The sequence below is a fragment of the Myroides sp. A21 genome (genome assembly GCF_000807225.1).
In the GTDB taxonomy this organism is placed as follows: Bacteria; Bacteroidota; Bacteroidia; order Flavobacteriales; family Flavobacteriaceae; genus Flavobacterium; species Flavobacterium odoratimimum.
In genome coordinates this window covers 2,823,067-2,839,073 of record NZ_CP010327.1, presented here as the reverse complement: position 1 = coordinate 2,839,073, position 16,007 = coordinate 2,823,067, and the positions used below count along the sequence as shown (strand labels likewise).

At 34.2% G+C, this 16,007-nt stretch carries 17 protein-coding genes; 3 read left to right on the top strand and 14 right to left on the bottom strand.

All coding sequences use genetic code 11. The features are described from left to right. Window positions 1-157: 157 nt before the first annotated feature. From MYRA21_RS12735 to MYRA21_RS12700, 8 genes are all read right to left on the bottom strand, one after another. The gene (locus MYRA21_RS12735) at window positions 158-790 is read right to left on the bottom strand and encodes a helix-turn-helix domain-containing protein (protein WP_006259172.1); all 633 of its coding nucleotides are present in this window, start codon (window positions 788-790) and stop codon (window positions 158-160) included. 953 nt (window positions 791-1,743) lie between these two features. Next, on the bottom strand, window positions 1,744-2,319 hold the full coding sequence (locus MYRA21_RS12730) for a helix-turn-helix domain-containing protein (protein WP_006263402.1): 576 nt from the start codon (window positions 2,317-2,319) through the stop codon (window positions 1,744-1,746). Window positions 2,320-2,457: 138 nt separating this feature from the next. Further along, a complete protein-coding gene (locus tag MYRA21_RS12725; RefSeq protein WP_016649551.1) occupies window positions 2,458-2,928 on the bottom strand; it encodes a hypothetical protein in 471 nt (156 codons plus the stop codon). Window positions 2,929-2,942: 14 nt separating this feature from the next. Further along, a complete protein-coding gene (locus MYRA21_RS12720) occupies window positions 2,943-4,034 on the bottom strand; it encodes an efflux RND transporter periplasmic adaptor subunit (RefSeq protein ID WP_039329273.1) in 1,092 nt (363 codons plus the stop codon). Between the two features lie 5 nt (window positions 4,035-4,039). Then, window positions 4,040-7,198 carry an efflux RND transporter permease subunit gene (locus MYRA21_RS12715; protein WP_016649553.1) on the bottom strand — a complete coding sequence of 1,053 codons (3,159 nt, stop codon included), beginning with the start codon at window positions 7,196-7,198 and terminating at the stop codon, window positions 4,040-4,042. 6 nt (window positions 7,199-7,204) lie between these two features. Continuing rightward, the gene (locus MYRA21_RS12710) at window positions 7,205-8,596 is read right to left on the bottom strand and encodes a TolC family protein (protein ID WP_016649554.1); all 1,392 of its coding nucleotides are present in this window, start codon (window positions 8,594-8,596) and stop codon (window positions 7,205-7,207) included. Between the two features lie 85 nt (window positions 8,597-8,681). Continuing rightward, on the bottom strand, window positions 8,682-9,095 hold the full coding sequence (locus tag MYRA21_RS12705) for a hypothetical protein (RefSeq protein WP_016649555.1): 414 nt from the start codon (window positions 9,093-9,095) through the stop codon (window positions 8,682-8,684). 147 nt (window positions 9,096-9,242) lie between these two features. Next, window positions 9,243-9,710 (bottom strand): YbaK/EbsC family protein, encoded by a 468-nt coding sequence (locus MYRA21_RS12700; RefSeq protein WP_036474227.1) that lies wholly within the window; start codon window positions 9,708-9,710, stop codon window positions 9,243-9,245. Between the two features lie 155 nt (window positions 9,711-9,865). On the opposite strand from MYRA21_RS12700, the gene MYRA21_RS12695 reads away from it, so the two are divergent. Then, on the top strand, window positions 9,866-10,363 hold the full coding sequence (locus MYRA21_RS12695; RefSeq protein ID WP_006259180.1) for a GNAT family N-acetyltransferase: 498 nt from the start codon (window positions 9,866-9,868) through the stop codon (window positions 10,361-10,363). A 67-nt stretch (window positions 10,364-10,430) separates the two neighbouring features. Here the strand turns inward: MYRA21_RS12695 and MYRA21_RS12690 are convergent, their stop codons facing one another. Together MYRA21_RS12690 and MYRA21_RS12685 are read right to left on the bottom strand one after the other, a co-directional pair. Next, a complete protein-coding gene (locus MYRA21_RS12690; RefSeq protein ID WP_039329270.1) occupies window positions 10,431-10,943 on the bottom strand; it encodes a hypothetical protein in 513 nt (170 codons plus the stop codon). A 111-nt stretch (window positions 10,944-11,054) separates the two neighbouring features. Next, entirely contained in the window at window positions 11,055-11,420 is a 366-nt protein-coding gene (locus MYRA21_RS12685) for a helix-turn-helix domain-containing protein (RefSeq protein ID WP_006259182.1), read from the bottom strand. A 165-nt stretch (window positions 11,421-11,585) separates the two neighbouring features. Here MYRA21_RS12685 and MYRA21_RS12680 point away from each other — a divergent pair, with 165 nt between their 5' ends. Next, the gene (locus MYRA21_RS12680) at window positions 11,586-11,951 is read left to right on the top strand and encodes a DoxX family protein (RefSeq protein WP_006259183.1); all 366 of its coding nucleotides are present in this window, start codon (window positions 11,586-11,588) and stop codon (window positions 11,949-11,951) included. Between the two features lie 757 nt (window positions 11,952-12,708). Here MYRA21_RS12680 and MYRA21_RS12675 read toward each other — a convergent pair. Continuing rightward, a complete protein-coding gene (locus MYRA21_RS12675; protein WP_016649558.1) occupies window positions 12,709-13,545 on the bottom strand; it encodes a methylated-DNA--[protein]-cysteine S-methyltransferase in 837 nt (278 codons plus the stop codon). A gap of 292 nt (window positions 13,546-13,837) precedes the next feature. Here MYRA21_RS12675 and MYRA21_RS12670 point away from each other — a divergent pair, with 292 nt between their 5' ends. After that, window positions 13,838-14,077 (top strand): hypothetical protein, encoded by a 240-nt coding sequence (locus tag MYRA21_RS12670; protein ID WP_230486150.1) that lies wholly within the window; start codon window positions 13,838-13,840, stop codon window positions 14,075-14,077. A 67-nt stretch (window positions 14,078-14,144) separates the two neighbouring features. On the opposite strand, the gene MYRA21_RS12665 is transcribed toward MYRA21_RS12670, so the two are convergent. Genes MYRA21_RS12665 through MYRA21_RS12655 form a run of 3 tightly spaced genes read right to left on the bottom strand, consistent with a single transcriptional unit; the run spans window position 14,145 to window position 15,940 of the window. Then, window positions 14,145-15,101 (bottom strand): helix-turn-helix domain-containing protein, encoded by a 957-nt coding sequence (locus tag MYRA21_RS12665; protein ID WP_039329267.1) that lies wholly within the window; start codon window positions 15,099-15,101, stop codon window positions 14,145-14,147. 15 nt (window positions 15,102-15,116) lie between these two features. Then, window positions 15,117-15,617, bottom strand: a complete 501-nt coding sequence (locus MYRA21_RS12660) for a DUF2938 domain-containing protein (RefSeq protein ID WP_039329265.1) — start codon at window positions 15,615-15,617, stop codon at window positions 15,117-15,119. A gap of 17 nt (window positions 15,618-15,634) precedes the next feature. Then, window positions 15,635-15,940, bottom strand: a complete 306-nt coding sequence (locus tag MYRA21_RS12655; RefSeq protein WP_006260989.1) for a co-chaperone YbbN — start codon at window positions 15,938-15,940, stop codon at window positions 15,635-15,637. Between the last annotated feature and the right edge of the window lie 67 nt (window positions 15,941-16,007).

The window sequence follows — 16,007 nt, the reverse complement described above, 5'->3', positions numbered from 1 at the left end:
TCAAATAAGAACAACATCATGTTCATTATTTTCAAAAATCAAGATTAACTTATTCCTGTTTTAAACTAGAGTCGATCCCTAAAAGCAATGTTTAAAGACCATAAAAAAACGGGCTTTCACAAATGCAAAAACCCGCTTTTATAACTAAATATAAAAATTATGAAAGATTCTTAATATTTCCTAGAAATGCCCCTCTTACACAAAATACTTCTCTAATATCTTGAGGTCTAACTACAATGTTCTCATATGTTTCATTATCACATATAAATGCTAACTCACCATTTTCAGTATATCTTTTAAATCGATAACACAGTACACCTTTTCCTTCTATAACCACCACATAAATACCCCATGGTTTTATTTCTTCTACATCTATTTTCTTAGTTAAGACATAAGACGATACTTTTACAGTAGGATACATATTATCTGCTGAAATCTGAAATGCTGTATCTACCTCTTCTTCTGTAGGAAATACAAAACTAGGTGAAGTAGCCCATGTTCTTTCTGGGTTTAAAAAATACTCGAAATGATGATCTACCGATATCATTTTCACTTTTCTTTTTTGTAAATCTGTATTAAAAACTTTATGTGTATTTGAAAAGAATAACTCATTCAAATCAATTTTGTGTTCTTTACACAAATTCATGATTTTTTCATACTGCAAAGTCTCTCTCGACTTCCATGATGATACTGTATTAGGTTTTACTTCTAAAATATTTGCTAATTCTAGATCGGTTTTTATTCCTAACAACTGTTTCAACTTTTTAATTACGCTTTCACTACTTTTCATACTTTTCACAATTTATTATTTCACTTTACTAACTACTGCTTTATTCGCATATATCGACAATAAAACAATTATCTTGCCAATATTTAAAAACAGAAAAAAAATTGTTTAAAAAAAGAATACCAAACCAACAAAAACAAAATTAAAATACTTATAAACAATACATTATATAAAAATAAAAAATATTAAATAATTCTATATTAATGTAAATATTCAAATATTTACTATTCAAAGTATTTAAAATCAAGTGATCTAAACCTATTTATTAAATCACAAAAAAAGAATAAATAACGTATAGTTCAAATGAATATTTCACTGTAACTATTTTCTAGAAAACAATTAGTTAAAACAACTTTTCCAGTTTATTAAGTCAATTAGATTGACGACTACTCCATTGATACAAAAGAAACAACACACTTGTTTTTCATATTATCAATGGTAAGTTATACATATCTAAATCGTAATTTCAACTTCTGTAGGATGGTTATTTTTTTATTTAAACAACTCAATACAAACATATAATATTCAACAATACATCAAACACACATACTATTATTCACTAAAATCAACAAATAAAAGAATTATAACTACTTTTATATCAATATTTAACTAATATTCAACACATAGCATCAAGAAATACTTGTAGTATAAAACACATATAAACAAGTTACACTTCTTATTTCATCACATATAGTGATTATCATAATATTAGATTTTTCTCCTACAAGACTCTGTCACATTTAGTGATTAAATCACATATTGCTAATTTCTTATTCTTTTTTCAGCATGATAAAACTAATACATTGAGTGATTCATGTCAAAAACAGTCAAATAGTAAATAAAGTCACTTTAATCATTATAAAATATCACAAAAAAAGAGGAGCATCTCTCGACGTCCTCTTTTACAAGTACAAATAAAAAAATACTATGCACTCTCACCTGCATAGCGCATCAAACTAAGTAATTATCTTATCAATATAATTTCTATTAAATTTCTGTTCTTTCTTATACTGAGATGGAGACACTCCCACCACACTTTTAAACTGTTTACTCAAATGACTTAAATCATTATAATACATTTTACTAGCTATTTCTAATAGTGTCATTTCACCATACGAAATATATTCCTTCACACGTTCAATGCGCTGATGGATATAAAACTTCTCTATTGTAACGGATTCTCGCTCTGAAAACAACTTACTTGCATAACTATAGTCTATTGCTAAATTATCCGATATTAAATAAGATAGGTTGGTAGATAAGCGACTATCCGTTTGTACTAAGTCTATTATTAGCTGTTTAATACTTTCTATTAGTATATCTTGTTTCTCTACTATTAATTCAAAACCAAGTATATATAATCTCTCTTTAAACACCTTAAAAGTATGTTCACTTAAATTATATAAAAGCGATACTTTTCCCAATTCAACTTTAGCTTCTAATACACCTATTTTTTTTAATTCTTGTTCTATCATTAAAACACAACGGTGACAAACCATATTCTTAATATGTAAAACTACTGAATACTCCATATCTCATTTTTTTATCCTAATAAACAATAGATTGATCATATCTCGTTTTAAACTTTCACTATATAGTATGGTAACTCGATACAATCTTTGTTTTTAAAAAGGAGTACTGACTATATCAGTACTCCTGATTTCTTTTTATTAACTCTGTTTGTGTTCTGCAACGAATTTTTGGTAATTCCCTTCATTCTCAAAATAAGCTACCTCACCATTATTCCCTACTATCACGATATACGCTTCTGCTTTATCTACTGATTTTAAAGAATATGGATCTATAGCTGCACGCACAGTTGCATCTTGAGGGATTCTTGTTTTACACATTTCACAACATCCATAGTACATTTTTCCTTCATGCTCTACTTCTAACTGTTTATTCCCCATATAAGCATCATTTACCATACATACTAGGTCACTTGGTACAGCATCTCCTCTTTTGTACTGTCCTCTAGCTGCTACTGACTCACTTTCTTTATGCATAGAATGCATATCGTGATTAGCATGGTTTTCATGTGTTGGAGCTGTTGCTACAGGCTCTTTTTTCGTTTCTCCACAAGCGATAGTAAGTAAACTAACTCCCACTACTGCTAAACTTCTAATTGCAAATGTTCTCATAATCATCATTTTTATTACATTAATTTTTGTTCATTCATTATTTCTTCTGTTGCCATTTTTAAGATCTTCATACCTGGTCTTAGCTCTCCAAAAACCTCAACCATCATAGGCATAGCACGTCCTTTAGCTACCTTAATATGATACGCTGTACCATTTCTAACTTCAATGACATACAGCCCAAGATTACTCTCTACTAAAGCTGACTTAAGTATAAAGAATGTTGGCTCTGTACTTTTTAAGCTTACAGTAGCATCTGCTATCATATTAGGCTTTAACAACTGTTCTTTATTATTAATATCTGCTTGAATCTGCTCTGAACGCAACTTTAAATCTAGACTACCCGCCTTTCTAGTGACTACACCTGTAAACTCTTTTTGGGGAAGTGTACGCACTTTAAACTTCACTGTATCTCCCTCTTGTACATAAGGCGTATTTGCTTCTGAGATAGATAGGTTTAAACGTAGTGTAGAAGTGTCCTCTACGATTAGTAAAGGCATTTTACTCATCGGCCCTACATAAGCCCCTTTATCTACCTGTCTATCTGTAATCACTCCATCAAAAGGCGCTCTAATCACTAGATATTGATCTATATTTTTCATTTCTTCATACGAAGACTTTGAAGAAGCTAATTGTGCTTTATCTGCTAACATCTTAGCAGTCACTTGCTCCAAATAATCAGGTGCGATAGCTCCCTCTGTCTCATTCGCTTTTATTGTTCTATCATAAGTAGCTTTAGTTGAGATATAGATTGCCTCTTGTGCTTTCCATTTAGCTTGCGCACTTGATACTTGCGCCTGAATCTCAGGCGCATCTAATACCATTAGCACTTGTCCTTTCTTTACGTGATCACCTATATCTACACGTAAATCAGTTACATAACTATTCACTTTAGCAAACAGCTCTGTACGTTGATCAGCTCTTAACTCTCCTGGTAATTGTAATGGAACGATAGGATTTGTTGGCTCTATGCCAATAGTCTCCATCTTATTCATTGCCATATTCATCCCTCCTTTTTCATCTTTCACTTCTTTTACTTCAGGAGTTTTTTTATCTGCACATGCAGTTAATACTACTAGACTAACTAATGCTATATATATTCTTTTCATCTTTCTTATTTATTATCTATAGGTAAATAGTGGATACTTTCTTCGTCTTCTGGGTCTAATGATGGAGAGTCTCTCGTTACTTTATTCATTACCCAAGCAAATACCATTGGTAAAATAATCAATACAGACACTGTCGATGCTAATAATCCTCCAATTACTGCTCTTCCTAAAGGAGCTACTTGCTCACTTCCTTCTCCATGTCCTATCGCCATTGGTAACATCCCCGCAATCATCGCTATCGTAGTCATCGCAATCGGTCTGATACGTAACTTCGTAGCTTCTATTGCCGCTGCAGTAGATGTCCATCCTGTCTTTCTCAACGTCTCCGCATTATTAATTAATAATACTGCATTGGCTATGGATACTCCGACCGACATAATGATTCCCATATAAGACTGTAAGTTAACTGTAGAGCCTGTTGCTTTTAATAATAACAGTGATCCAAGCATTACGAACGGTACTGTAGTCAGGATCACAAACGATACTTTAAACGACTGGAAGTTAGCTGTTAGCATTAAGAATATAACCACAATAGCAATCAATAAACCGTTAGCTAAACTCTGCATGGTATCATCTAATACAGGAGCCATACCTTTTAACTCCACATTTACCCCTTTTGGTAATTCTCCTAATTCTGCGATAGCTTGTTGTACATCTTCTTTTGCTTTATTCAAATCTGTTTTGTGTACGTTAGCTACTACAGATACATATCCCATCGTCCCTTCATTATAGCTCTCTGCTAATGCCTTTGACTCTGTTACAGTAGCTACATCGCTTAGCACTGGTCTATCTGAATTTTTACTCAGTGGGATATTCTCTAATTCTTCCTTACTTCCCAGTTGATTTTGTGGCATCTGTACTTGTACGTCATAAGCAATTCCCATCATACCTCCTACCCACATATTTCTATTGGTGTAACGAGAAGAAGCTGTTGTCGCCACTAGTGATTTTGCAATATCCATTGCATCTAATCCTAATTGAGCAGCGCGTACGCGGTCTATATTAATTTCATAAGATGGATAATTCATCGAGATAGGCATTTTCTGATCACGCATATAGTCGATTTCTTTCAACTTTGCCAACAATTTATTAGCAGTCATCATATTCATCTTACGCATCATACCTGATACGCGAATCTCAATAGGTGTATTGGTTCCTTGACTTAAGATCTTTTCAGTCAATTCGATTGGCTCAAAAGTCAATTTTAACTCTGGTAGCTTCTCTGCAATACGCCCTCGTATTTGGTCTTTTAATTCATCTGTGTTACCATCAAAATCTTTAAAAGCTACTTGCATAGACGCTTCATGTGGTCCTGCATTATATAAGTAGATCGGACTTACTGCAAATGATGAAGGGTGTTGTCCCACAAACGCTGATGAAATCGCAATCTTCTCTTTACCAAATAAATCTTCTAATTCACCCAGTACCTTCTTCACTTTCATTTCAGTATGCTCTATACGTGTCCCTTCAGGAGCAGTAATACGCATTTGCACTTGACTTGAATTTACAGTTGGCAGTACATCCTTCCCTATATTTTGGTACATTACTGCTACAGCTAAGAAAGCAGCTAGAATAGAGCCTATAACAATGATCTTCTTCATAGGCATCACTTTCTCAATCCCTGCCACTACTCTATTCTTAAACTTATCGAAACCTTTAGCTTCTTCAGGAATAGCATGTTTCTCAGGATTGTACTTCATCAGCCAGTTAGCCATAATCGGTACAAACGTTTGAGACAGTAAGAACGAAACCGTCATCGCAAAACCAATTGCCATCGCTAGAGGCATAAATAGTGCTCCTGGGATACCTGTCATCATAAAGGCTGGTGCGAATACTGCCAAGATGCTAAACAAGATTAATAACTTAGGGAAAGCTATCTCCTTACACGCGTCCCAGATAGCCTGTACCTTATTCTTACCGAGGGCAAAGTGCTGGTGTATATTCTCTATCGTCACTGTACTCTCATCTACCAAAATACCTATCGCTAAGGCTAATCCTGATAGTGTCATAATATTAATCGTCTGACCAAACATCTTTAAAAACAAGACTGCTGAAATAATCGCAATCGGAATAGTCATAATTACAATCAAAGCTCCTCTAGGATCTCTTAAGAATAACATTACCATAAGTCCTGTCAATAAGGCTCCTAGTACTCCCTCTACGATTAAACTCTTTACTGCATTAATAACATTTACAGATTGGTCAAACTCATACGAAATCTTTACATCATCAGGTAAGTTATTCTGTATATGAGGAATAGATTTTTTCAATTGTTCTACCACATCATAAGTAGAAGCCTTACCAGATTTAGCAATATTGATATACACAGAACGTTTACCGTCTACTAATGCATAACCAGTCGTAATATCAGCACCATCTTTTACAGTAGCCACATCGCGTAAGTACACATTATCTACCTGCCCTTTAAACAAAGGAATATCTCCAAACTCTTCTACCGTTTTTAAAGTGTTATTAGTCGGTGTCAGATAGTTCTTATCTCCTACATACACGTTCCCTGAAGGCATTGTTACGTTTTGTCTACTAATTGCCTCTACCACTTGCTCTGGGCTCATATGATGCGTACGAAGTTTATTTGGATCTATATTGATCTCTATCGTACGTGGTGACCCTCCAAATGGTGGAGCTGTAGTCAATCCAGGAATCTTAATCAAGAAAGGGCGCGCAGCAAAGTTCGCGATATCTTGAAGCTCATTATTCGTCTTCGTTTCTGAGCGGAACACTAATTGTCCTACTGGTTGAGAAGAAGCATCAAAGCGAATAATGAATGGTGGTGGAGCTCCTGGCGGTAAGAAAATTACCGAACGATTAGACAGCGCTGAGATAGACGCGATCGCCTCTCCCATATCTGTCCCTTCATAAAACTCTATTTTCATCAAGGTCAACCCTTGTGTATTTTTAGTGTCAATACTTTTTATCCCATTGGCAAAAAGCATCATATTTACATACATCTTCGTGAAGTAACCTTCCATTTGTTGTGGAGTATACCCATTAAAAGAATGGGCGATATAAACCACTGGTAAGTTCATCTCTGGAAGAATATCTACTGGAATCTCTTTAGATGACTTTATTCCAAAGAATAATAGTCCTATTACCAATACCATAATAGATATTGGCTTGCGCAAGGCAAATCGAATTAAATTCATACTATCTTATTTTAGGGGAATAGCGTTTAACAAATATTGAATATCACCGAAAGCAGAAGCCTGTAACAATAAAGATTGCCATACATTGTTTTGAGCTATTTCATAGTCTATCTCTGCACGTTGTAAAGTATACAGCGCTTGAGTGAAATCAACTAAGTTGCTCAACCCATTATCGTATAAAGCTTTTTGCTGTTTAAAGGCTACATCAGCCGCCTCTAACTGTATTTTTGACTGTGTCCACACAGCCTGAGCATTGACATACTTCTCTTTGGTCAAAGTAACTTGGTTAGCCAAATCTTTGTCCATCTGAGCGAATTCATGTTCATAGCTCTTTGTGATATACTCTTGTTGTTTACGCTTATAAGTCGTTCTAAAAAAGTTAGATATATTCCATGTCAATTGAAGCCCTACTAAATAATTACTTCTATCAATACCCACTCCATCACCATAAGATGAAGAGTAAGCACTATTGTCTTGTACATAATTCCAGTTAAAACCTGATCCTCTACCTTGCAACACCCCAAAAGCATTTAAACTAGGCAGACTACCTTTGGTTACTAGGCGTTCCATAGATTCGCTTTGTGCTATTTTGCTCTCTTGCCATAATAGTATAGGATGCTGATCTCTATTGACTAAAGTCTCGTCTAATACTTCTGGTTTAGCATTTACAAATACCTCATCTAGTGCATACGCTTTAGCCTCTTCATCTAATAATACAGCTAAGTGCTTATTAAACTCTATTTCCTTGTCATACGCTTTAATATGCAATGCTTCTGCATTCGCTACCTCAGCCATAGCTAATCGCTCATCTACTTGAGGTAACAAGCCACTCTTTGCCTTGGCAGCTGTAACTTCATGAAATACTCTCGCGCGTTCTAAATTCTTTTGTTGCACATATTTTATACGCTGAGAAGCCAAAAGATTTAAGTAGGTAGCACTTACTTTTATTTGTTGTTGGAAAATCTCTTGTTCTAAGTCCTTAAGCGTCACTTCTTGTTGAGCTTTTGCCATACCGATTCCTTCCTTTGTCTTTCCAAAAGAAAAAATATTCCAATTGACATTAGCAAAATACAATGAACCAAAGGCTGCATTCCAATTTTGTTCTGCTAAAGGCATAGAGGTAGCTGCAGATCCCAGTCCTCCATAAGCATACAGAGGCCCGTTCTGTGCATTGATCGTCCCATAACTTTGTTGGGCACCGAATGTTAAGTCTGGGAAGTAATTCCCTTTTTGATTAATTGTGTTTTCTTGAGAAGCAGCAAGTTTTGCTTCTTTAACCTTGATAAGGTCATATCGTTCTATAGCCTGTTTTAACGCAGCATCTAAGGTAAGTTTTTGTCCATAAGACATAGATGCCACACCCAATAGGACAAACAGTGCTATCCTATTAATTTTCATGTAAAAGTATGCGTTTAATTATACAATATTGTTGATGTATCTATTCCTATTACAAGAATAGATAAGCTCAATGATATCGTATGAATCAAAGTCTATAGACGCAATGCTTAATGTACAGAGGTACTTCTTTGACTCTGTATAAATAATAAGTATAAGTAGTGAAATTATCTCTTACTGTATGCACATACTCGTATACTGCTCCGAAATAACGGTGCAATATCGCATCTGTAAAGAAAGAAATCTTTAAAACTTTAAATGAACTATTCTGAACCTCTGATTTTACTTTAACTACCTCTACTTTATCTTGGCAGCAGTTCTTCTTAGGTTCTTCTACGGTTCTACCTGTTAAAGCACAGAAACCGCAGTTCTTTTCATTTGCTTGAGATTTAGGTATATTCGTCTCTTGCACTAATCCTTGGCAGATGTGCTGATATGTACTAAAGCCTGAAGCCAAGCCTGTGTACAAAAATGCGAATAATATGACGAATAATTTTTTCATAATCTCTACGCCAAAAGTACTACACTAGAGATTCTCATTTGTTATACCATTCCGAGTACTTGTTGTATAATTTTTGGATTTTGTACTTTTTAAGAAACTTACACATCCCTTATAGTTATTGAGACTGTAAGGAATGCTAATTTATCTTTATTTAGTAACTGATACCCAAGAAATAAAATCACATAAATCAATCAATTCATCTTGTTTTAATCGTACAACTGTATTAGCACTACCTCCAGCTGGGTACAACACTTGATGTTTTTTAAGTGATTCATCTAAATAAACCTTAGTTGATTTCTTAATCTCAAATGGACAGACACCTCCCACCCTGTGTCCCACTAATTCTTGTACATCATCATATTTAAGCATTTTAGCTTTGACACCAAAAGTATCTTTAAACAATCTATTATCTATTTTACTATTACCTGAAGCAACGACAAGAATAGCACATCCTTCTTCTAAAGCGTATAATGTAATACTTTTGGCAATTTGGTCGCTTTCACAACCAATTGCAATAGCAGCTTCTTCCACTGTAGCTGTACTCTCTGCAAATTCAATAAAGCGATCATCAAATCCTTTACTCTTCAAATAATCTTTTACTTTTAAATAATCCATCATCATTGTTATTAAATTTTAAAACTAAGAAGTAAATAACAAATTTGAAATACAAAAGCCATCTTTTGGACTACTAAACTATTTTAAAACTGGTCTATAACCCCTTTCCATTTTTACGAGACATTTGCCTCGAAATTTTAAACCAATAAGTATTTATGACTACAACGAACACTGGGGTAACAAGACAACAAGTAACTCTAAAAAACACAACTGCGACTTTAGTAAAAGCGACTTTAGAACACCTAGAAGATGCCTCTATGCTATTCGATATGTATAGAGTATTCTACAGACAAGAATCAAATTATGAAAAAGGAAAACAGTTCTTACTTGATCGGCTGTCTAATGACCAGTCTCATATCTTCTTAGCATATGTAGATGGACAAGCAGTTGGATTCGTTCAACTTTATGAATTATTCCATTACATCAAATTAGAAAAACAATGGTTATTAAGTGACTTATTTGTACATCCAGACTACAGAGGGATAGGGTTATCTGTAGCAATCATCGACCGTTCAAAACAATGGTGTGAAGAAACCAATGCATGTGGACTAATGCTAGAAACAGAAAAGACAAATGACATAGGGAATGTATTATACCCTAGATGCGGGTTCGTATACGATGGAGGACACAACTACTATCATTGGTGGAAATAATGATCATATAATACTTAGCTTATAAACTGAATAGGGAGATCTCTTTTTTGAATCTCCCTATTTTATATTACATATAACCATAGTTTCTAAACAATTCCTTTGCCATCTCATAAAACTCCTCTCTACCAGCTCCTTGATTAGCTAATAAAAATCTTCTCACTTTTCTGTTGCCCTTACTATCTTTAAAACGAATATCAAAACCTGTAGCAGAGAGATATGTTCTTTTGACCAAATTAACTTCTATAACATCCTGCTTATCTATAACATGAACAGTAGTCATATCCCAACTACTATAAATAACATACAACAAATAAGCTGTAATAATACTTGGAATCAGTGCATAATAAAAGCCCACATAATAATAAGTCAATAGACTAAGTATAAACATGATAATCACTACAAACTGCATCCATGAAAAAAAGCCATTCTCCTTGCCTAAAATAGTAGTCTGATGAGAACTTATTTTTCCATCTATAGTAAACACAATCTTAGGTTTGGGTTCTAAGATGAGATGACAGTACTCTGTTTTGCCTTTAATCACTGCCTGTCTTATTATCGATTTACCCTCTTGTGATGTCATATCCTATCTTTATAAGTATTAATACATTACTTTATCTATCTGTACGATTACTTATTAAATTTACGCTCTTTTTAGATACAAAATACAAGGAGTATAAAATAAATATTCAGTCTATTTCCCCTCATTAAAGACTGTTTGACGGTACTTCTGTCCCCAAATCATAATCTCCTCGATCACTCTTTCTAGTGTTTTTCCATACTCTGTCAATTCATATTCTACAGAAATAGGCTTGGTATTTAACACTGTTCTTTTTATCAAATGATTTGCTTCTAAATCATGTAATTCTTTTGACAACATTTTTGTGCCTATCCCTTCTACTTCTCGCATTAGATCCATAAACCTCATTTTGCCTCCATGTAATAATGTTCCGATAATATATACCTTCCATTTACCAGATAATAAGCTCATCGTATCTTTTATAGCTACTATACGTACTTGACATTGTTCTGTATTATTCAACACTGGTTTTTTCTTCATCTGCTCTATTTTTAATTCACCCTAAAATTACTTTATTCTACAGTAGTGTGCAAAAGGAAACCACTTCCCAAAAGGAAACTAATAGAGAAGACCACCTTAAAGTCAGTTATGTTTGCACCCACAAAAGAACCTATCTGTTTAGATAGGCCATAAAAACACTTAAAAATGAAGAATTCTAAAATTACATTCTGGGTATCTACAAGTCTATTTTCTTTATTTATGTTATTTAGTGCCTATAACTATGTAGCAACAGAAGAGATGAAAGAGGCCTTTGTTTACCTAGGTTTTCCTGATTATTTCAGAGTAGAACTCGCTATAGCTAAGGCTTTAGGAGCTATAGTGATATTACTCCCTTTCTTATCTTCTACGATAAGAGGTTTTGCTTACGCAGGGTTTACCATTAATATTATCTCTGCCGCTATCGCACACTTAGGGATGGGAGAGCCTATCACATCACTAGGTTTTATATTCATAGCAGGTGTGCTATTAGCTCTGTCATACTGGAGTTCATTAACCCTAAATCAACGTTAATCAAACCTAACCCTAATACATTGAGGCGAGCTTACACAGTTTCGCCTCAATACATTTATATACATATCGCTTAGAACCTCTATGATTATTCCTCTCCCTCACTATCCTATATGCGCATTTTAACCCAAACTATCCGATAAGCATATAAATACAAAATAGGTCTGAATTAAAGATATAAGCCTACGATAGTATGGTTTTAGAACTAATGAAGGAACCATAAGATAGAATTGCATTGCAGTATTTGACTACCACAAATTCTAGATTTATCCTTCAAGTCACATCCTAAAAGAATACTAGATCAATAAAAGGACTATCCTTGGACAAAAGCCCGCTATACCCAAGTATTGTCCTACTATACTCCTATAATTGTCCAAGGATCTGCTATGAAGCCCCTTATTTACTGGGATTACAAGTAATCCAGAATAACTTCAATTCTTATTAAAACCCAAACAAACAACTATGTATCAACACATTACATCATTTTTAAATTAAAAAAAATGATTCTAAAAATTCACTTAGTAGGAGTAAAAGGCTAAAAAAGAGGGCAAATAGCTAAAAAAAGAGAGTAAAAAGAGGTCTATTTTGATTTTTTCAGAGAAAAATAAGAGACAAAATCAAAAAAATAATCTACTTTTTTGGGATTATTTTTCAAAAAATAAATTATTCTATCAGTTTTAGTATGGAACTACCATAAAGCAAAAAGAGCATCCACTATGGACACTCTTCTATACAGTATATTTTCTACTGTGAATGTAATTTATTCATGTGTTTTACTTAATTCCCAACCCACAATTAACTGCTTCTTCTCTGCTCCCCACATATATCCTCCTAACAAACCTGTCTGCTGTATCACGCGGTGACAAGGTATTAATACTGCTACAGGATTCCGACCAATAGCAGTACCTACAGCTCTACTCGCTCCTGCATTATTTAATCTGTCTGCTAGACCACCATAAGTTGTTAATTGTCCTTCTGGAATTTGTAATAAAGCTTCCCATACCTTAAGCTGAAAAGGAGTTCCTTTAAGGTGTAATTTGACTTGTGTCAGATCTCCTTCTCTGTTTAATATATCGATCACAGCCTGGTGTATACCCTTCCTTTCTTCTACTAATACAGCATTAGAAAAATCTGCATGAATACGCTCTAATCCATCACTATGCTCAGAAGTAAAAGCGATATGACAAATCCCTTTAGGTGTAGAAGCTACTACCACCTGTCCAAACAAGGTATCCCAATAACTATAGGCAATCTCTAAAGACGCTCCTTTATTTGCGTACTCATTAGGAGTCATGCCTTCTATAGAGACAAACATATCATGTAAACGACTACTGCTGCTCAACCCTACCTCATCTGCAACGTCAAACAAGGTCTGTTCTAATCGCTCTTTGATAACATACTTAGCATAGTTTAAGGTTATATATCTCAAAAACTGCTTAGGACTACTTCCTACCCATTCTGTAAATAATCTTTGAAAATGATATTCGCTTAACCCAACTGCTGTTGCTATCTCTGATAAATTAGGTTGTGCGTAATGGTTAGCTACGATATACGCTATAGCTTGTCTTGCCTTTTCATATTGTTTACTTACTTCCATGACTAACTTCTTTAATACAAGTATACAAAGAAATAGATTCTGCTTTTTTCTCACAATCCATTTCTTGCTATTCTTTTAAAAATAGAAGTATCCCCTAATTCCTAATTAGGAATTAATAATTAGGAATTAGGAATGGGCGCCCTTCGGGCATGAGGTAATATATATTGCGGATACTGGATGGAGACTGTATGTAATACAGCTCTACCGTTGTGGATATAGATTGGGCAAATATATGGCCCGGATTACAACCTTAAATCCGTGCTAATGTCATGATGTGTATTGTGGATATAGATTGGGTGGGAATCGTGTAATTGCCCTACAACAAAGCTTTATAGCGAAAGGATTCCCTACAGATGAAGCACTTCAGAAGGCATACACCCTACTAGACCTAGGAGTGACTAAACAAGCAACAGTATTAACCTATATGGATGTATTTATGTTCTTAGGGGTACTATTTCTTATTTGTATTCCTTTTATACTCTTATTGATTAAAAAAGGAGCTGGTAAGATCATTGCTGGTGCAGGACATTAATAAGAATCAATTATGTATAAAAATAGAGACCTTAGGGTCTCTATTTTGGTTTTATATAGGTAAGTTATTAATGCTGTTTGTGCTGCTTTCTATATTGAAGAGGGGTTAAATCAGTTTTCTTTTTAAAGAAACGACCAAAATAAGATTCCTCTGTAAAATTTAAATCTATAGCTATCTGAGCAACTGTATCATTCGTCTGTATCAGTCTTGATTTAGCTTCTTCTATCAGATACTTGTGTATAAAATAACTAGCAGGCTGATTAGTAATTTCTTTAACAATATCATTAAGGTAATGAGGATGTACATGTAACAACTCTGCATACTGATTTACTTGCTTTAACTCAATAGCATTTTGGGTCACCAATAGTTGGTACTTGGCTACTAACTGCTCTTTTCTAGACAATACAAAAGGAGTTGATGTAGTCTGTTGATTGTATATTCGCTCTGCCTCTATTAAGATAATATTCAAGAACATACGCACTAACAAATCATCATTAAAAGTTTCTTTTTGACATTGCTCTTGATTTAACTTCCAAAACAGATGACTCATCATCTCTACCTCACGTTCTGTAAGCTCAACATAAGGAGCCTTGTCCAATTGAAAAAAAGGAAAGCTATTCAATTTGATTTGATGTTTGATACAAAGTAAAAAATAATCTGAATCAAATAGACACATAAACCCTTCTAGGTCATTCGTCCATTCTTTTATTTGGTGTAATTGGTTATCAGAAATAAAGTACATCATCTGCTCACCTAATCGGTATTCTTTATGTCCTATGACTTCGGTAACTGCACCTTTAGTGACTAACACCATACTATAAAATCGCTTGCGCGTACGACTGCCTAAAAACAAATCATTGTGCTGTCTCAAATCAGCTAAAGACAAGACCTCCATATAACCTGCCCCTTCTTTATAACGCAGTTTATTGCACTCACCACAAATGCCTCCTTCAGAAACCAAAAAATGATTCTTAAAATCTTCTATTGATTCTATTTCCTTTATATCTTTATTACTTTGACTCATTTATATCCTTACTTTTTATCTAATAATTAGAGATAATACCCATCCTGCTACATATAACCCTATCCCGTAAATAGTGTGTGCTTGAAGGCTTCTCAACCTCACTGTATTCGGTTTAGGTGTTTTAGAAGCTGCTATTCCAAACCCAAAGGCTGGTTGCATTATAAAGAATGGAAACACTGTCGTAGCCACTCCTATCACTAGTGCAGGTAAAAATGTAGGTGCTATAAGCCACTCTACACCACAAATTAACAATAATACAAAAGCAAAACTTATACCAATGAAGTAATGTGCTATCCATCCTAATACTCTCTCATTCTTCACTGGAGTAGCCTGCATAATATTAGGGTGACTAAACACTCCTTTCGTAAAAGATCCTATCCATCTCCCCACCATCGCATAGTCCAATGATGGAATATTAAATAGTTTCTTAATCGCTACTGCATAAATATCCATAAATATAGTAGCTCCTATGCCTAATAATAAAGCATACTCAATTAATAATACAACGTTATTCATTATTTCAATTCTTTAAATTATTCTTTATCTACTTGCCACACGTGCTTCATAATCTCTTGTGGAGCAACAACACCTGTCTGACGCCAATAGATATCTCCCTGCTTATTTAATAAAATCATCGTGGGTACAGAGCGCACAAAAAACTCTTCTTTTAAGTCCTTACACTGATCTATATTTGCTCTTATCAAATCTACTTTGGCTTCTATATCCTCCTCTATATGATCTATTATACCTGATAGTGTTCTACATGGAGCACACCAATCAGCATAAAATTGAACTAAAACAGGACGTTTTAAATTGTCAAAGTCTATAAACTCTTCCATTTTTTGTTGTCTTTTTTAAAATTGAATAATAACGTTGATATTTATATAGAATAAAAAAACGCTATTA